Annotated in this window: 18 protein-coding genes; 4 read left to right on the forward strand and 14 right to left on the reverse strand. The window is 57.7% G+C overall.

The genetic code is table 11. From position 1 onward, the window contains the following. Window positions 1-312: 312 nt before the first annotated feature. From A3AY_RS0120115 to A3AY_RS0120140, 6 genes are all read right to left on the reverse strand, one after another. On the reverse strand, window positions 313-2,211 hold the full coding sequence (locus tag A3AY_RS0120115; RefSeq protein ID WP_018327472.1) for a nitric oxide reductase activation protein NorD: 1,899 nt from the start codon (window positions 2,209-2,211) through the stop codon (window positions 313-315). 9 nt (window positions 2,212-2,220) lie between these two features. Next, window positions 2,221-3,033 carry a CbbQ/NirQ/NorQ/GpvN family protein gene (locus tag A3AY_RS0120120; RefSeq protein WP_018327473.1) on the reverse strand — a complete coding sequence of 271 codons (813 nt, stop codon included), beginning with the start codon at window positions 3,031-3,033 and terminating at the stop codon, window positions 2,221-2,223. A gap of 63 nt (window positions 3,034-3,096) precedes the next feature. Next, window positions 3,097-4,443, reverse strand: coding sequence for a nitric-oxide reductase large subunit (locus tag A3AY_RS0120125; protein WP_018327474.1), 1,347 nt, complete (start codon window positions 4,441-4,443; stop codon window positions 3,097-3,099). A gap of 21 nt (window positions 4,444-4,464) precedes the next feature. Further along, entirely contained in the window at window positions 4,465-4,917 is a 453-nt protein-coding gene (locus tag A3AY_RS0120130) for a c-type cytochrome (protein WP_018327475.1), read from the reverse strand. Between the two features lie 167 nt (window positions 4,918-5,084). Next, a complete protein-coding gene (locus tag A3AY_RS41525; protein WP_083925997.1) occupies window positions 5,085-5,318 on the reverse strand; it encodes a cytochrome C oxidase subunit IV family protein in 234 nt (77 codons plus the stop codon). 46 nt (window positions 5,319-5,364) lie between these two features. Then, complete coding sequence (locus A3AY_RS0120140; RefSeq protein WP_018327477.1) at window positions 5,365-5,892, reverse strand: cytochrome c oxidase subunit 3; 528 nt, start codon at window positions 5,890-5,892, stop codon at window positions 5,365-5,367. 144 nt (window positions 5,893-6,036) lie between these two features. Here A3AY_RS0120140 and A3AY_RS39780 point away from each other — a divergent pair, with 144 nt between their 5' ends. Together A3AY_RS39780 and A3AY_RS0120150 are read left to right on the forward strand one after the other, a co-directional pair. Continuing rightward, a complete protein-coding gene (locus A3AY_RS39780; RefSeq protein ID WP_018327478.1) occupies window positions 6,037-6,195 on the forward strand; it encodes a hypothetical protein in 159 nt (52 codons plus the stop codon). Window positions 6,196-6,228: 33 nt separating this feature from the next. Next, window positions 6,229-6,921, forward strand: a complete 693-nt coding sequence (locus A3AY_RS0120150) for an NnrU family protein (protein ID WP_018327479.1) — start codon at window positions 6,229-6,231, stop codon at window positions 6,919-6,921. A 372-nt stretch (window positions 6,922-7,293) separates the two neighbouring features. Here the strand turns inward: A3AY_RS0120150 and A3AY_RS0120155 are convergent, their stop codons facing one another. The 7 genes from A3AY_RS0120155 to A3AY_RS0120185 form a co-directional block, all read right to left on the reverse strand. Next, window positions 7,294-7,632, reverse strand: a complete 339-nt coding sequence (locus A3AY_RS0120155) for a hypothetical protein (RefSeq protein ID WP_018327480.1) — start codon at window positions 7,630-7,632, stop codon at window positions 7,294-7,296. A 10-nt stretch (window positions 7,633-7,642) separates the two neighbouring features. Further along, complete coding sequence (locus A3AY_RS0120160; RefSeq protein ID WP_154663311.1) at window positions 7,643-7,936, reverse strand: hypothetical protein; 294 nt, start codon at window positions 7,934-7,936, stop codon at window positions 7,643-7,645. A 624-nt stretch (window positions 7,937-8,560) separates the two neighbouring features. Next, the gene (locus tag A3AY_RS0120165) at window positions 8,561-9,379 is read right to left on the reverse strand and encodes a GNAT family N-acetyltransferase (RefSeq protein ID WP_018327482.1); all 819 of its coding nucleotides are present in this window, start codon (window positions 9,377-9,379) and stop codon (window positions 8,561-8,563) included. 89 nt (window positions 9,380-9,468) lie between these two features. Then, window positions 9,469-10,320 carry an alpha/beta fold hydrolase gene (locus A3AY_RS0120170; protein WP_018327483.1) on the reverse strand — a complete coding sequence of 284 codons (852 nt, stop codon included), beginning with the start codon at window positions 10,318-10,320 and terminating at the stop codon, window positions 9,469-9,471. Window positions 10,321-10,332: 12 nt separating this feature from the next. Continuing rightward, complete coding sequence (locus A3AY_RS0120175) at window positions 10,333-10,803, reverse strand: nuclear transport factor 2 family protein (RefSeq protein ID WP_026203638.1); 471 nt, start codon at window positions 10,801-10,803, stop codon at window positions 10,333-10,335. A 2-nt stretch (window positions 10,804-10,805) separates the two neighbouring features. Further along, window positions 10,806-11,429: a pyridoxamine 5'-phosphate oxidase family protein gene (locus A3AY_RS0120180; RefSeq protein ID WP_026203639.1), complete on the reverse strand. Its 624-nt coding sequence runs from the start codon at window positions 11,427-11,429 to the stop codon at window positions 10,806-10,808. 98 nt (window positions 11,430-11,527) lie between these two features. Further along, window positions 11,528-12,502 carry an alpha/beta fold hydrolase gene (locus A3AY_RS0120185; protein WP_026203640.1) on the reverse strand — a complete coding sequence of 325 codons (975 nt, stop codon included), beginning with the start codon at window positions 12,500-12,502 and terminating at the stop codon, window positions 11,528-11,530. A 408-nt stretch (window positions 12,503-12,910) separates the two neighbouring features. On the opposite strand from A3AY_RS0120185, the gene A3AY_RS0120190 reads away from it, so the two are divergent. Beyond that, the gene (locus A3AY_RS0120190) at window positions 12,911-14,821 is read left to right on the forward strand and encodes a PAS domain-containing sensor histidine kinase (protein WP_018327487.1); all 1,911 of its coding nucleotides are present in this window, start codon (window positions 12,911-12,913) and stop codon (window positions 14,819-14,821) included. Then, the gene (locus tag A3AY_RS0120195) at window positions 14,811-15,434 is read left to right on the forward strand and encodes a response regulator transcription factor (RefSeq protein ID WP_018327488.1); all 624 of its coding nucleotides are present in this window, start codon (window positions 14,811-14,813) and stop codon (window positions 15,432-15,434) included. Before A3AY_RS0120190 ends, A3AY_RS0120195 begins: the two co-directional genes overlap by 11 nt. Before the next feature lie 149 nt (window positions 15,435-15,583). On the opposite strand, the gene A3AY_RS0120200 is transcribed toward A3AY_RS0120195, so the two are convergent. Further along, complete coding sequence (locus A3AY_RS0120200; RefSeq protein ID WP_026203641.1) at window positions 15,584-16,228, reverse strand: helix-turn-helix domain-containing protein; 645 nt, start codon at window positions 16,226-16,228, stop codon at window positions 15,584-15,586. Window positions 16,229-16,264 lie beyond the last annotated feature (36 nt).

Consider the following 16,264-nt stretch of genomic DNA (forward strand, 5'->3'; position numbering starts at 1 on the left):
TCGAGCGGGTCATGTGTGATTTCACCGTCGATGTCGCGGCCATCGCCGGAAGGCATGGGTTCTATCCCGAGCTTGTCCTCGAAAACAACCGAAGCTGGACGAGCTGCTTGGCGAGGGTCTTGTTCTTGTGGCCGGAGGTGCAGTTCGCGTGAACGAGCAATATCGCTTCATCGTCCGGTCCGTCGCTGCAGCTTTCGACGCCTATCTCGGCAAGGAAGGACGAACCTTCAGCAAGGCTGCCTGAGGCCGTTCCTGTAAGCGAAAAGGCCCGGTATCCGCGGATGCCGGGCCTCTCGGCGGACGCATTTCCTTCTACTCTGTTAGTCCGCGATAGATGGTCGGCAAGGCAACAGGCAATTTCGATATCTCTCCGACCATCGCAAAGCCGTTGCGGCCAAACAGCATCGGCAGATAGATGTTGGCATCGCGATCGACCGTCACGGCAAAGACGCTGGTTCCGCACCTGCGGGCTTCCTGAACCGCCCGGCGGCTGTCCTCGAGCGCAAACCGCCCCTCGTAGTGGTCGATGTCGTTGGGCTTGCCGTCGGTCAGAACCAGCAGAAGCTTCTTTCTGCTCGATTGTTTCCGGAGTTCCGCTGCTGCGTGCCGGATCGCGGCACCCATACGGGTGTAGTAGCCGGGTTTCAGGCCGGCGATACGATCCTCGACCGCACCGTTTAGCGTCTCTGAAAATCCCTTGACCGTCTCGACGCGAACCCAGGATCGGCGCCTGGATGTAAACGTCAGGATCGAATGCATGCTGCCGCAGACCTCCAATCCCTGGGCAAGCACGAGCAGCGCCTCCTTTTCCACATCGAGAACTCGACGATTATCGATCCAGGCATCGGTGGAGAGGGAAACATCAACCAGGATGGTGGTTGCCAGATCGGGCGTTCTCGGCCGGCTTGTCAGATAGATCCGGTCGCTGCCCTGGCCGCCGGCGGCAATATCAGCCTTTGAGCGCACAAGTGCGTCGAGGTCGAGGTCGGCGCCGTCCAGCTGCGCCTTGTGGATCTCCTGCCGTGGCCGCAGAATTTCGAACTGTCGCCGGACCTTGCGGATCAAGGCACGGGTTTCATCGCTCTGGACGTCCCGTTCGCCCGTTGCCGTTGCAGATGCGGTCAGCACCCGCGCGTAATTGTCCAGGTACTGGCCCTTGCGATAGTCCCATTCCGGATAGCTGATCTCCGCGGTGACGCCGGCCGGGTCGACCATTTCGGGGGGCAGGTCGAGGTCGAAGCGAAATTTGGAGGAGGGCCGCTCCTTCCGCCGTCCCAGCGTCACGTCGTCCAGATCGTCGGCCGCCGTTCTGTCGTTGTCCTCGCCGTCGTCGGTGGGACGATCGACATTGACCATCTCGGCCATGGCAAGAATTTTCTCGAAACGATTGAGAATGAACGGGCTGCGCTCGGAGCGCCGCTCGTTCTCGTGCTGCCGCGTTGCCTTGTACCGGGCATTACCCTGCGTCGCATCGCCATCAACCCTTTCGCTGGCGATATCCTCCCCGTTCGATTTGACTTCCGCGCGCGAGCGGAATTCCGGCCACAGGGGTACGCCCATCATCGGCTGGTAGCCGGGCGGAGCGCTCCGCGAAAGGATGGCCGGCGGCATATCGTCCGGCAGGCCGGCGCCGCGCCGCAGGTGGCTGACGATCCTGCTTTCGACCAGTTGCTCGACAGCCGGCAACGCGCCTCGACGCCTTCCCTCCAATGTGGCAGCACACAGCCGCCGATAGACCGGCCGCAGGCCGGGGAAGGTTGCCAGAACGGTCTTGACCATCATCTGCCCAGCCTCGATGCGTTGCAGATCGAGCACCAGCCGGTCAGATCCGCTGCACTCGCGGCGGGTCATGGCCGCCATCGCCGCCACAAGCCAAATATAGAGGTCCCGGTTAAGGCTCCTGTCGGGAAACAGGTCGACCACCGGCGGCAAAAGCACCGTTGCCAGATCGCGCGATGCCTGCGTCACCTTTTCTTCGCCGACGCCGATCAATTGCCTGAGCCTCAGCCGGTGGGTGGACGTGCGCGCATGCGCCGGCGAGACCTGCACCGTCACTTCGCCCCCGAAACCGCGGAAACAGCAGGCGAGTATCGGTTTAAGCTGATCGAAAGACACGGCGTATTCCGGATAGCGGGGCATGCTGGTGGTCGAACCGACCAGCCGGTGCCAGAACTTGCCGACCGTTTCTTCCAGTTCGAGGAAGTCGAGCATGTCAGATCCTCAAACGATCACAGCATTGGCGACTTCGCGCAGCGCCGCCTTGACATCCGGTTCGTCGGTCAGCGGTTCGATCAGCGCCGCGAGCACGGCTTCACGCGCCGGCATTCCGCTGTCGATCAGGCTCGCGCAATAGACCAGCAGCCGGGTCGAGACGCCCTCTTCAATGTCCTGGCCCTTCAACGCTCTCAACTTGCGCGCCAGGTCGACAAGGGGTGCCACGTGCGCCTCGTCAAGACCGCTTTCGCCGGAGACGACAACAATCTCCTGATCACGCGGCAGGAAATCGAAATCGATCGCGATAAACCGTTGCTTGGTCGATGGCTTCAGGGCCTTGAGAATATTCTGGTAGCCGGGATTGTACGACACCACCAGCATGAACCCTGGTGGTGCTTCCAGCGTTTCCCCGGTCCGTTCGAGCGGCAGGATACGTCGGTCGTCGGTCAAAGGGTGAATAACGACCGCCACATCTTTCCGCGCCTCGACGATCTCGTCGAGATAGCAGATGCCGCCGTCGCGTACCGATTTCGTCAGCGGACCATCCACCCACACGGTCTCGCCTCCCTTCAGCAGGAAGCGGCCCGTGAGGTCCGAGGCAGCGAGATCGTCATGGCAGGACACGGTGGCAAGCGGCAGGCCGAGGCGAGCAGCCATGTGACTGACGAAGCGTGTCTTGCCGCATCCGGTCGGCCCTTTCAGGAGCAGGGGCAATTGCCGCACCCACGCGGTTTCGAAGAGCCTGCATTCGTTCCCCTTCGGAACATAGGCAGGAACATCGGCGTCGGCGCGCAACAGGGCAGGGTTGAAAATATTCATGGCTCGTCCTTCGCGATCGATTGGATGCGACCCCGCCGTGGAGGGGCGGTGGTCGCGGGGCCGTCATTCGGCCGGCACGGCGCCGGGAGAAACGCTAGCGCTGAGCTTTTTGCCAGGGACGAACAGGGCCCACAGGAACATCAGGGCGGAGATCAGCACGAAGACGCCCGATCCCAGGCGCACCCAATAGAAGAGAGCCAGCTGATCCTGGACATCCATATAACCTTCGCCAAGCACGCGCTGGAGGTGGACCTGCAAAACGCCCGCGAAGGTGAGCGCGAATGTCATAACCGACATCGCTGTGCACATCATCCAGAAGCTGACGATGGAAAGCATCTGGTTGTACGGTGCGCGCCCGCGGATTTCCGGAACCGCATAGGCCATCACCGCGAGGTTGAGCATCACATAGGCGCCGAAGAAGGCGAGGTGTCCGTGTGCGGCAGTAACCTGCGTGCCGTGAGTGTAGTAGTTGACCGAAGACAGGGTGTGCAGGAAGCCCCACACGCCGGCGCCGAAGAATGCCATGACCGAGCAGCCGATCGACCAGAGAAGGGCGGCGCGATTCGGATGCTTGCGGCCGGCCTTCCAGGTCATCACGAAGGTGAAAACGACCATGGTGAAGAAAGGGGCGACCTCCAGTGTCGAGAACAGCGAGCCGATCCACTGCCAGTAGCCCGGAGCGCCGATCCAGTAGAAGTGGTGGCCGGTGCCGAGAATGCCCGAAAAGAGGGCCAAGCCGACGATGACGTAGAGCCACTTCTCGACCACTTCGCGGTCGATGCCGTTGAGCTTGATCATCAGGAAGGCGAGCACGGAGGCCATGATCAGTTCCCAGACACCCTCGACCCACAGGTGGACGACATACCACCAGTACATCTTGTCGAGTGCTAGGTTGGCAGGGTTGTAGAAGGCGAACAGGAAGAAGATTGCCACGCCCCAGAGCCCGAAGATCAGGATGTTGGTGACAACAGTCTTGCGACCCTTGAGCACCGTCAGCGTGATGTTGAAGAGGAACATGAGGCAGACAACGACGATGCCGACCTTGATCAGGAACGGTTGTTCAAGGAATTCGCGGCCCTCGTGATAGCGGAAGAGATAGCCGACGACGGCGACAGCGGCCGCAATCAGGAAGATCCAGAACTGGGCGATGGCGATCTTCGGGCTGTAAAGCTCCGTTTCCGCTTCCTCGGGCAGAAGATAGTAGGTTGCTCCCATGAAGCCGATCAGAAGCCAGACGATCAGCGCGTTGGTGTGCACCATGCGCACGATGTTGAAAGGCAGCAGCTCGGAGAGCGTATTGGGCAGCACATAGATGGTGCCGGCAAGTACGCCAAACAGCACCTGGGCGACGAACAGGCCGAGCGCGCCGTAGAAATACAGCATCGCGACCTTCTGGGTTTGATATTTCATTTCGTTGTCCCTTTCCCTGGGTCAGCCGGCGTCGTTCGGGGGCCATTTTTGGGTCTTGATCTTGCTCGTCCATTCGAGGAAATCGGCGAGATCATTGAGCTCCTGGTCGGTCAGGTTGAATTGCGGCATCTGGCGGCGGCCCTCGATGCCGGATGGCTGCGCCGCCATCCATCCCTTCAGGGTTTCGCGTGCGCTGTCGGGATCGGTGTCGCCGCCCCAGCGTTTCCACACGTTGCCGATTTCGGGGGCGAAATAGGCCCCTTCGCCGAGCAGCGTGTGGCAATTGATGCAGGAGTTTTTCTCCCAGACGTGCTTGCCGCGCGCCACTGAATCAGTAAGCGTCGCTTCGTCGGTGGAGACGGTGCGCATGTAGTAGTGGCTATGGGCGGTAAGCCCCACGAATATTGCGAAGAAAAAGGCCGATCCGCCATAAAAGACGTTGCGGGCTCCTGTCTTTGTAAGGCGCTCTGCCATTCCGAAGTCCCCTTGATTCCAGTCGATCGAACGACGCCTGTTCAATGGCGTTTTTTCGCGCTGGCTTCTTTGCGATTGGGCAAACAAAAATGGGTCGCGAAGCCGAAGGCGGGACTCCACGGCGGACCCCGAGAAGGGTCTGTGGCAGGCGTGCCGCCGCGAGGCCATCAGCCTGGCAGCAGTGCCTTTGCAAGAATGACGGCCGCGAAAAATACGGGCCAGGCCGCAAGGGCTGCTGCGAGGCGCGGGCTGCGGTTGCGCAGGCCCATAAAATCGAGAATGATTAGCCGCGTCTTGAGTAATGTCAGGGCGAGCACCACGACGAGGGCTATGGTTGGGAGTGCCTCTTGCTTCCACTGCGCGGAACAAGACCAGAGCAAACCCCCAGGAGTATGATCCAATTGGTGCTCGAAAAAAGCTTATCGGAATGGGTCGGCTTCATGCTGGTCACCCCAGATAGATTAGCGGAAACATCACCAGCCACACGAGATCAATGACGTGCCAGACGGTCGCCAGCATGACGATGTTGGAGCGTTGCGGCCGCATAGCAACGACGACGAAGAGAAGGCCGACAAACACCACATGGGCGAGGTGAAAGCCGGTGATCATGAAGTAAAGCTCGAAAAACGAGCGGAAGCTGTCTTCGCTGGCAAACCGCCATTCGCTCCTGTATTCGACGAACTTCAACACAACGAAGAGAAAACCGAGGCCCGCCGTCAGAAGCAGCGAAACCCGCCGGCTGAATTCACTTGCGGTCTCCCTTGCCGCCAAAGCGGCCTGCCAGCCGCTCGCCAGAAGAACAACGGTGTTGAAGCTCGCAAGCCGGGGCGAAAGGTGCAGCCTTGCGATATCGAAATTGTCCGCGTGAAGGACGGACATGACGAGATAGCCGAAAAACAGGATGGAGAAAGCCGTCAGCTCGCTCCAGACCAGGATCCATAAAAGCAGGTCGTCTTCGTCGGTTCTCTCCGACATGGATAGAGGCATCATCGTTATGCGCGTCTCCAGCTCTGGTCACACCAGAACTAGACACGTTCCGATCGCTGCTCTTTGTCCCGCCGCAAAGATAAAGCCGGCGTCCGCGGTATAGTCGCTGGCAAATACAAGGAACCGAGCACCATGACAGACGCCCAAGTCGGCCTCGTTATCGCCACGCCAATCATCGTTGTGTTCGCGTATGCGCTTTATCGAATGGGCGTTTTGCAACGATATAGCACGGTCTCAGCCGTCGCTTTCTCGGTAGTCATCGCTGCCATCCTGTTCACACAACAGGGATAGCTTGATATCGGCCGTTACGCCGAGGATTTGGATATGACTGAACTGATACTGGCGTTCGCCCTCTTTCTGGCGCTCCATTCGATTCCGGCCCGGCCGGCGGTGCGAGCCAAGCTCATCGCGCATCTTGGTCACAAGGCCTATATTGCGCTCTATTCCGCGGCATCCCTTGCGGTTCTGGCGTGGCTTTTTCATGCCGCCCTCGACACCGACTACATCGAACTGTGGGCACCGGCGCCCTGGCAGGCCTGGATCACGCTTGTCTTCGCGCCGATCGGGATTTTCTTGGTGCTGGCCGGGCTCTTCAGCCCGAACCCTTACTCCATCACGTTTCGCGGGGCCAGTGAGCCAGAAGGGGCGATTGTCGCGGTGACGCGGCATCCAGTTCTTTGGGGGTTCCTGCTCTGGTCCCTGTCCCATGTTGCACCGAACGGAGACCTCCGATCACTGCTCGTCTTCGGGGGCTTTGCACTGTTCTCAGCCGGTGGGCTCCTTATGCTCGAACGCCGCGCGCAGAAGAGGATGGCCGCGCAATGGGCCGAGCGTTCGCAACGGAGCTCAATCATTCCGTTTGCCACCGTGATGAACGGTCGCGTCAGGCTGCGTTGGGACGTTCCAATGGCAGCGGCATTGGGCCTGTCCTCCATCATCGTTGCGTGGCTCCTTGCCGGCGGGCATGCGCGACTGTTTGCCGCCGAACCCCTGGCTCTAGCGTCGCCGGGATTCTAGTTTTGCTAAGATTGATGGTATAAACTGCACACATCGTCTGAAGCGATAAAATGATCCGCAGCGTGAAATGGATATGGAGCGGGCGGTCAACGTATAGGATCGTTTTTCATCCCGGCAGACTAATCAACTAACGGCGGCCGGCGCTAGCAGCGGCAACGGGCCACCGCACTCCTCCGCTGCTACAAAAAACCCCGCCGGGTGAGGGCGGGGCAAGAAGCATCCCACACTTGGCAATGCGGGTGCGGGGAAACAACTGCCCAGAGGGGGGAGCCGTCAATTAAGTAGAACGTATCGGGCTTGGAGAGGGAAGGCCGGATTCCGTGATTCCGGTACGCTGGCAAAAAGAAACCCGCAGAAGCTGCTGCCCGCAATTTAGCGGACAGTCAGCCGATAGACACCAATGCTAGCGAAGTCTGAGAGCTTTCCGACCCCGCATTCGTAATCGCCGCGCGTAAGCGATGGGTCGTTGTTCAGGCGTGCCATGGCGTTCACTGCAGATCGGCAGGCAGCAACATTTTCAAGCCCGTATGCTGCCTGATGAACCGTTAGGTCTCCCCGGTCCGGGTAGTAAAAAGCATCGACCGTTTCCCACGGAGCAGCGTCCTCTTCATAGAGGACATTGGCGATTGTCTTCTGAATGCCGCACCCGGAGAGCGTTCCGACGATCCCTGCCAGGAAGATGACATGCACAATCTGTTTCAGTCGCACCATCGGAAATATCTCACCACTCAGCCCCAATCCATCTCGTTATCAACAATGCGCCGAAGCAAACTCCAGCCAAGAGCAAAGTGCCAGCGGTGGCGACGAAGAAAGCCATCAGGGTCCCAAGCGAGTCATACGGGTGGTAAATGGTCTCGAAACTCATCGTGCCGCTTCTGACATCCGCCAGCTCGGCCATCGACACCAAGAAGTCTTGATCCGAGCAAAATAAGCCTCGAACGTTTATGTTGCCGTATTCATTGGCGTGCTTCATCAGTGCTGTGTTATCAATCCGCGCGGCGCATTCATAGACCACTCGGCGTCTCGCCCAGTTGTCACGGTCGACTAGGAATAACGAATATACCGACCAAGCATGCCACCCGGCGCTAATTGCTGGACAGACGCAAAGCACGAAGAGCCCATGTCCGCGTTTCTGATCGCAAAGTCCTGAATGCCTCTTTCATTCCATGTCCGCTATTTCACCGCGCTTGATACAGAACACCACGCGACCGCCGCTAACAACCGTCGTAATTCTTGTTGCCACTAGCTGTAGTCGTATAGGTGCCTCCTCGCGGGCCTACATAACACTGGCCAGAGGTCGTTAGCGGTGCATACAACCGCGCAGACGCGACAGGCTTAGGCCAATATCTCGCGGCGCTGGTACGGAGAGTTTGCCCGAACTCACAAGCGCTGCCGTCCCCATCGCGATCAAGACCATGGGGGTCTAAAAGCGGGCCACCATTGGAAAGGAAGAAACGCTGTGCTTCGGCCGCGAATGAGTAGAGTTTCGCCGCTTCGCTCGACTGTTTCGCAGGGTCATGAACTAGAGCCCGTTTGACAAAGCTTGATGGCCCCTAGGTTTATCATAGAGTTGAATAAATTGAGGGTGTCAACCCCGGTTCATATCCCGTCAAGCGCTTCCCGAACGGTCTGACGTGCCTTATGAAACATCCGAAAACCGGTAGTTCATCCTTGTGTAAATCTGTTCGAATCCAGTCGCGATCAGATTGGCGTGAGAGATGTTCGGGTCGTTTGCCGTCGGTTGCGCGGTTTCAACGACAAATGATTTAACTCCCTGCGTGGCGCCCTCGTTCAGGCGCGCGGTGATGAGGGCCTTCTGAGCACCTCGATTGCGAAACTCAGGAATCGTTGCACCACCACCAAGCCACGCCCAGCCATTTGACGCGTACATTGCGCCGGTCGCAATTGCTTTTCCTTTCAGCTCGGCAAAGAAACAGGTCCAGCCTTCCTTGCCGACGATTGCTGACCAAAGTGGCATTAGGTTCGCTGGAAAGTTAAATCCAGCGCACATCATTGAACCGAAAATCTTGGCTTCGGCGACGTTGACTTGTCGGGTGCCGATATCTCCAGTGTGGGTAAGTGGCGTGATAGGAGCGGCTCGTCGTAGCTTTGCCCACCCGTTACCCTCGGGGAGAAGCCCCTTTTTCCGTATCCAATCGCGCGTTTGCTGAGGAGCCGCGTTAGGGTTTACTTGCAAAAATCGGCGGCCTGCCTTCTTGCTCATCCACGCGTAGGCGGTGTCGAGGTCGTCGAGTTCTGCAATGCCGAGGATACGATTGAGACCGATGGCAGGCGCACTGGGCAGCGATATTGCGCAGCCTGCACCCAATTGCATACAGCGAAACGCAGCATGGTCTACGAGCGTCTGAGGAGCGATCATGAACAGATCGATAAATGCTTTCGCTTCGATGACATCTTCTTCAGGCACGGCGAGGCGCGATGCTGACGGGTGATCCATGGCAGCGTCCTTGAGCTATCGATAAGCCAAACAGACATCACCGCAGCAAGGTCCACCACGGGATAAGCAGGCTGAGGTTGCGGGCGGAGTTAGAGCAGGAAGTTCAAAATCGCGGCGGCGATATCAGACGAATGCGTTTCCAAGGCAAAATGGCCCGTATCGAGGAACCTGACTTCGGCATTCGGCAGATCCCGTTTGAAGGCTTCTGCACCGGCGGGCAGAAAGAATGGGTCCTTATCGCCCCAGATTGCCAGGAATCTTGGCTGGTGCTGGCGAAAATACGCCTGGAACTTCGGATACATCGCCACGTTGCTCGCGTAATCGAGCGCAATGTCGAGCTGGATTTCTTCCGCATCCGGACGTGCCATGTGGAAGGCATCGAGCGAATAGCCATCGGGCGACACCTTCGACAGATCCGAAACGCCATGTTCGTATTGCCAGCGTATGGCGGCAGGTTTCATGATCTCGCGCAGGGCATCCCGGTTGGTGTCTGTCGGCTCGGACCAATACCGTCTGATCGGGTTCCAGACGTCGCTCAGTCCCTCCTCATAGGCATTGCCGTTTTGAGAAATGATAGCCGTTAGGCGCGCCGGATATTTCATTGCAACGCGGAACCCGATGGGCGCTCCTATATCGAAAGCGTAAAGAGCAAACCGTTCGATGCCCACGACCTCGATAAACCTTTGGATGAAGCCGGCGAGATTGTTGAAAGTATAGGCGAAATTCGCGCGTGATGGCGCCTCTGACTGGCCGAACCCTGGTATGTCGGGTGCGATAAGGTGAAACCGATCGGCGAGTTGCGGAATGAGATCGCGAAACATGTGGCTTGAAGACGGAAAGCCGTGCAGCAACAAAAGGGTCGGTTTCCTCGGATCGCCCGCCTGTCGATAGAATATTTTATGGCCGTCGATATCGATGCGGTGATAGGTCGGATGTTTCATCTTGTCCTCGCTTTAGAATCCGAAATCGCTGAGTCCGGGATGGCCCTCCGCCCGGCGGCCGAGCGGCCAATCAAACCGGCGATCCTGGCTGTGGATTGGGACGTCATTGATGGAGGCGAAGCGCTTTCGCATGAGGCCATCGGCCTCAAATTCCCAGGTCTCGTTGCCATAGGATCGGAACCAGTTTCCGCTGTCGTCGCGCCACTCATAGGTAACGCGAACCGCGATGCGGTTAGCGGTAAAGGCCCAAAGCTCCTTGATCAGCCTGTATTCGAGCTCACACTGCCCTTTTCGGGTGAGAAAGGCGATGATCGCATCGCGGCCGTTTATGAATTCGGAACGATTGCGCCATTGGCTGTCCGGGGTGTAGGCCAGCGCCACCCTTTCAGGGTTGCGGCTATTCCAACCATCCTCGGCAAGGCGCACCTTTTCCGGTGCGGAGGCGATCGAAAAGGGCGGCAGAGGCGGTCTTGTGGTGCCCATCATCATTCTCCAAGTTTCGTCAGCCGAGCGCGCAGTTCTGCATTCTCCGCTTCCAGTTGGGCCAAGCGCTCACGCAACGGCGTTACCGCTGTCTCAACTTCCTGCTCGGTGTAGCGAGGCGTAATATGCTGAGGGCAGTTCCAATCGAACGCTTCCAGCTTGAGCCGGAAAATCCGCTCGGCCTTTGCGCGGTAGCCGGCATCGAAAACGAGGTTGGTCAGTGCGGGGTCGGCATCAAGCTTCAGCTTCTCGACGTACATGTAGATCTTGAGACGCGCGCGTCGCTGATAATCCACCAAGAAGAGACAGGCCCGGTCGTTTGCGGCAAAGTTTCCCGTACTGATGTACTGCCGGTTCCCCCTGTAATCGGCGAAAGCCAGGGTTTTTCGGTCGACGGCTTTCAAAAAGCCGCGGGGCCCGCCGCGGTGCTGCACATAAGGCCAACCGGTTTCCGAGACTGATGCAATGTAGAAACTGTCCCGTGCAGCGATGAAGGCAAGCTCGTTCTCGGTGAATCTATCCGACTCTCGATGGTGGTCACCCAACCAGATCTGATCCGCACCCATCTCGGCCTGTGCCAGCCGCACGTTCGGAGTGATTGCAACTTCCAAAAAGTGGTACGGCACGGTGATCTCCAAAATCGGGAATATTCGTCTCGCTGTGCGGCGGTGCGACCTTGGTTTGGCGGACCCTCGGTCACACCGCCGGCGACCATGCATCACGGTCACTTCTTTGCGATGTTGCGATCGAGAAAATCGTTGATGAGCGGAACAGCAATGTCCAACTTCTCTTCGAGCAGGAAGTGACCCGAGTTCAGGATATGGATCTCGGCATCCGGTAAATCCTTGAGATACGGATGCGCGCCGGCCTCTGGAAAGATATAGTCGTTCTTGCCCCAGACAATCAGCGTGGGGGGTTTGCGCTCGCGAAAGAAGCTTTGAAAGTCCGGGTAAAGCGGCACGTTGGTGCGGTAGTCATACAACATGTCGAGCTGTATATCCTTGTTGCCCGGACGGTCCAGGAGAGCCTGGTCGTGAACCCAGTTGTCGGGGCTTATGCGCGACACGTCTTCCATGCCGTCGGTATACTGGAATTTGGTGGTCTCAAGGGTGAGGAGGCCGGAAAGTGCCTCGCGGCTCTTGTCTGATCCGTCAGACCAGTAGGTCTTGATCGGGTCCCAGAATTCCTTCAGCCCTTCCTCATAAGCGTTGCCGTTCTGGATGATCAGGCCGCTGACCCGATCCGGATGTTTCAGCGCCAGACGATAGCCGACGGGCGCCCCGTAATCCATGACGTACATCGCGTAGCTCTTGGTCTCCAAGTGAACCATCAGCTTATCGATGATGTCGGCGGCACCGGCAAAGGTATAGGCGTACGTGCTGCGATCGGGAGAGGCGCTCTGCCCGTAGCCCGGATAGTCCGGCGCAATGACACGGTACCGGTCTGCAAGAAGCGGGATCAGATTTCGGAACATATGGGAGGACGTCGGAAAGCCGTGGAGCAGCAGCACGACCGGAGCGTCGGCCGGACCGGCTTCACGATAGAAGATATCGAGGCCGTCAATTTTTGCGGTACGGTAGTGGACGGGAGCCGGAGCTTTGCGATCTTCCGTTGTTGCGTGCGCGGGAACCGCGCTTGCGATTGTCGGGGCAGTCATGCTGGCGGCCGCTAGCATCAGACATATGATCAAACTACGCATGATGGTCTCCCAATAATCGAGATGAACAAAATTTGGCGTCGAATAGGGGCTGATCTGGCTGTCCAGACCGCACATCAGCCGTCGCGATAGCAGTGTCAGGCCGTCGCCCCCGGTCAGGATGTTGCGGCAACATGGAATTTCGATGCACGTAAATGTCTGGTTTGAACGCAACGGTGGAACAGCCGACGTGCGTTTCATCAAGGGCTTCGATGGTTAGGAGTAGGCGAGTTTGTGATCGCTCACAATTGCGATCTAGGTCACGCGCAACTAGACGATGGCATTGCAGACGTAGACCTTGGTATATCGATTTGTCCTTACGCAACCAACAGAAATCCCGTAACTATTTCCCGCGGACGATAATGAGGCCGGGTCTTTGGGTTCCGTCTCAAACTCTGCACGGAGAGTGTTGTGGATAGAGAGCCGGAAACCGATCCCATCATCGATCTGATCCCCGCAATGGTGTGGTCGGCAACATCGGATGGCATGCTGGATTTCGCCAACCAGCACTTTCTCGACTTCATCGGGGCGCCGCTCGAGGAAATCTCCGGAGAGAGATTCTATGGGATATTCCATCCCGACGACACGTCGCGTCTCGCTTCCGAATGGCATGAGATCATGGTTTCTAAAAATGCGAGGGAGGTTGAGGGCAGGCTCAGGCGCGCGGACGGCCACTATCGTTGGTGCACGCTTCGCCAAAAGCCTCGGCTCGATTGCGAAGGAAATGTCATGAGATGGTATGGTGTGGTCCTTGATATCGAAGACCGCAAGCAGGCCGAAAATGCGCTGAAAGAGACGAAGACGGCACTTGCCGCCAGTGAAGAGAATCTGAGCCTCATCATCAATTCCTTGCCTGTACTTGTATGGTCAGCACGACCGGATGGCAGCGCTGATTTCGTCAATCAAAGCTGGTTGGATTATGCAGGTCGTCCTGCCGACCAAATCCTCGAATGGGGCTTCCTCGACCTTTACCACCCAGATGATATTCCAGGTATGGTCGACATCTGGAAGAGAGATCTCGAACATTCCGACCATACCGTTTTGAAGGGTCGTATTCGCGGAGCGGACGGCAACTACCGCTGGTTCTATTTCTCAGGCCGCAAGCTGGTCGATGCAAACGGCGTCGTGCGTTGGTTCGGCTGCAATATCGATATCGAGGATCTGCAAGCCGCAGAGAATGCGCTAAGAGAAAGCGAAACCGCGCTCAGGGAAAGCGAACACAAGCTCAGTCTTATCATTAATACGATACCGGCGATGGCATGGTCCTGTACTTCGGATGGCCGGCTTGAATATTTTAATCGAAACCTGATCGATTATGTCGGCCTACCCGTCGAGGAAATCGTAGGGTTCGGCTTTTATCGAATGTTTCATCCCGATGATGTCGAGCCGATGCGTGTGGCCTGGAACGATATCGTCGCCACGAAAAAAAGTCGTCCGGTAGACGCTCGCATCAGACGTGCGGATGGCGAATATCGATGGTTCAACCTCCGACAAAGCCCCCTTCTGGATATGGATGGGAATGTCGTGCGGTGGTACGGCGTCGTCGTCGATATTGAGGATCGCAAGCGGGCGGAAGAGTCCTTGAGACAAAGCCAGAGCAACCTGGCGCATGTGACGCGTATGACAGCCACGGGTGAACTTGCCGTTTCGATCGCCCATGAGGTAAACCAGCCACTAATGGCAATCGTCACAAATGCCGGCACGTGCCTGCGCTGGCTACAACCGGGACACACTGATATCGAGCAGGCCCGGCTCGCGGCCGAGAGGATCGTCAAGGATGGTCATCGCGCCGGCGACATCATTGCGAGTATCCGGGCAATGGCTCAGAAATCACCAGCCCGAATGGAGCAAACCGATTTGAAGGGCGCCTTGCATCACGTGCTGGATCTTTTGCGAGGGGAACTTCGTCATCGAGATATCGAACTCGATCTCGATCTTCCGCTACGGTCTCTTGAGGTCATTGGAGATCGAACCCAGTTGCAACAGGTCGTTCTGAATTTGGTCATGAACAGCGCCGAAGCGATGGCCACTTCTTCAGGAGAAAGGCGTATCGGCATCAGATGCGCCGAGGACGAGCACCAATTCGTGAAAGTGAGCGTCTCGGATACGGGGCGCGGCGTTTCTTCCGACGATTTGGATCGGGTTTTCGAAGCGTTCTACAGCACGAAGGCAGATGGCATTGGGATGGGGCTTTCAATATGCCGTTCCATTGTCGAAGCCCATGGTGGCCGGATCTGGGCTTCTACGGCAGACAGTCAGGTTGGCACGGTGTTCACGTTTACACTGCCGATGGCGGAGGTTACAGCTGCAGATGATCGATGACCGCAAAAGAGGCCGGCCGACCGTCATCATCATCGATGACGACGAAAGCGTTCGAGAAGCTTTAAAGGGATTGTTCGAATCCGTTGGTCTTGCCACCGAAACCCACGGCTCGGTGTCGGAGTTCCTTGTTGCGGACGATCCGCACCAGGCAGGTTGTATTGTTCTGGATATCCGTCTGCCAGGCCAGAGCGGTCTGGAGTTTCAAGAGGCGCTGGCGAAAAGCAGACATCCAAGGTCGGTGGTCCTGATCAGCGCCCATGTCGACGTCGCGATGGCTGTCCGGGCAATGAAAGCCGGTGCAATCGATGTTCTTACCAAGCCGGTGCGGGAGCAGGATTTGCTCGAAGCGGTGAACCGTGCTTTGGCAAGTGATAGCGCTCGACGTGAAGAGGCCAATCAGACGGCTGCATTGCGTCTGAGGTATTCCAAACTTACCGAGCGTGAGCGGCAGATTCTGGCATTGGTTGCCGCCGGAAAGCTGAACAAGCAGATTGCGGCTGAGGTCCAACTGGCGGAAGCCACCGTAAAGCTTCACCGCGGTCACATGATGCGGAAAATGCGCGCATCGTCAGTTGCAGATCTGGTTAGGATCGCGGGCATTCTGGAGCGCTAAAAGCAAACAATCGTTGTGCGATCCTTTTACAAGAGTTGAGCTCGCTACAGAAGATGGCGATCGAGCCTTTCCAATACGTCCCAGTTCGGGACCAATATTCCGCGCTCTAACCGGGACGGCGTCCATGGTGGCCTTCCTCATGCAGCAATTTAGAGCTTGCTGGCGAGACAGTACAGTCTTTGGGGCTTCAGAATTTCGATGGAGCGGCTGGATCGAAGACGCAGAACGCCCGCTGAGCGCAGCTTCGAGAGATTCCTCGAAACGGTTTCGATCGTCATTCCGAGGTAGTCCCCGATGTCGGTGCGCGTCATCGGGAGGTCAATGCAACCGAGACCACCTTGGCGCTCGGCGAGGTCGACGAGAAAGACCGCCAGCTTTTCGAGGGCGCACTGCTTTCCGACTACGAGAAGGTGCTCTTGGGCGCGGATCATTTCCTTGAGGGCGAGTTCCATGAGCTCGGGAGAGTAGCGGCCGTCGCGATCGATTTCGACGGTCGTGAGCCCGGTGGACACGATGCACTCCGCGAAGAAGCTGCGAACCTTTCCGCCTTCGAAGCCGAATGTTTCGCCTGCGATATGGAAGGCAACGACCTGTCTGCGGCCGTCGGCCAGCAATCTGCAAATCCTCACTGCGCCGAACTCGATTCGATAGAGAGTTCCAGCCGTTTCGCCCTGCGCGTAGATTTCTGTGCCAGGAGTGTGGAGCGTTACGGGCCGCGGGCGCGTGAAAGACTTGGCGAGCAGCGCGCGAGGCGGTTGCAAATCCCGCGAAATAATTGAAGCAGAAGCGTACATGGAAATGTCCCCGTTCGATGTCTATGGGGAAATCAT

Source organism: Rhizobium giardinii bv. giardinii H152 (genome assembly GCF_000379605.1).
Classification (GTDB): Bacteria; Pseudomonadota; Alphaproteobacteria; order Rhizobiales; family Rhizobiaceae; genus Pararhizobium; species Pararhizobium giardinii.

What these genes read in the sequence shown, in the direction of transcription:
- A3AY_RS0120115 (WP_018327472.1), bottom strand. Translation starts at nt 2,211, where the DNA reads ATGCTCGACTTCCTCGAACTGGAAGAAACGGTCGGCAAGTTCTGGCAC.
- A3AY_RS0120120 (WP_018327473.1), bottom strand. Translation starts at nt 3,033, where the DNA reads ATGAATATTTTCAACCCTGCCCTGTTGCGCGCCGACGCCGATGTTCCT.
- A3AY_RS0120125 (WP_018327474.1), bottom strand. Translation starts at nt 4,443, where the DNA reads ATGAAATATCAAACCCAGAAGGTCGCGATGCTGTATTTCTACGGCGCG.
- A3AY_RS0120130 (WP_018327475.1), bottom strand. Translation starts at nt 4,917, where the DNA reads ATGGCAGAGCGCCTTACAAAGACAGGAGCCCGCAACGTCTTTTATGGC.
- A3AY_RS0120140 (WP_018327477.1), bottom strand. Translation starts at nt 5,892, where the DNA reads ATGTCGGAGAGAACCGACGAAGACGACCTGCTTTTATGGATCCTGGTC.
- A3AY_RS39780 (WP_018327478.1), top strand. Translation starts at nt 6,037, where the DNA reads ATGACAGACGCCCAAGTCGGCCTCGTTATCGCCACGCCAATCATCGTT.
- A3AY_RS0120150 (WP_018327479.1), top strand. Translation starts at nt 6,229, where the DNA reads ATGACTGAACTGATACTGGCGTTCGCCCTCTTTCTGGCGCTCCATTCG.
- A3AY_RS0120155 (WP_018327480.1), bottom strand. Translation starts at nt 7,632, where the DNA reads ATGGTGCGACTGAAACAGATTGTGCATGTCATCTTCCTGGCAGGGATC.
- A3AY_RS0120165 (WP_018327482.1), bottom strand. Translation starts at nt 9,379, where the DNA reads ATGGATCACCCGTCAGCATCGCGCCTCGCCGTGCCTGAAGAAGATGTC.
- A3AY_RS0120170 (WP_018327483.1), bottom strand. Translation starts at nt 10,320, where the DNA reads ATGAAACATCCGACCTATCACCGCATCGATATCGACGGCCATAAAATA.
- A3AY_RS0120175 (WP_026203638.1), bottom strand. Translation starts at nt 10,803, where the DNA reads ATGGGCACCACAAGACCGCCTCTGCCGCCCTTTTCGATCGCCTCCGCA.
- A3AY_RS0120185 (WP_026203640.1), bottom strand. Translation starts at nt 12,502, where the DNA reads ATGCGTAGTTTGATCATATGTCTGATGCTAGCGGCCGCCAGCATGACT.
- A3AY_RS0120195 (WP_018327488.1), top strand. Translation starts at nt 14,811, where the DNA reads ATGATCGATGACCGCAAAAGAGGCCGGCCGACCGTCATCATCATCGAT.
- A3AY_RS0120200 (WP_026203641.1), bottom strand. Translation starts at nt 16,228, where the DNA reads ATGTACGCTTCTGCTTCAATTATTTCGCGGGATTTGCAACCGCCTCGC.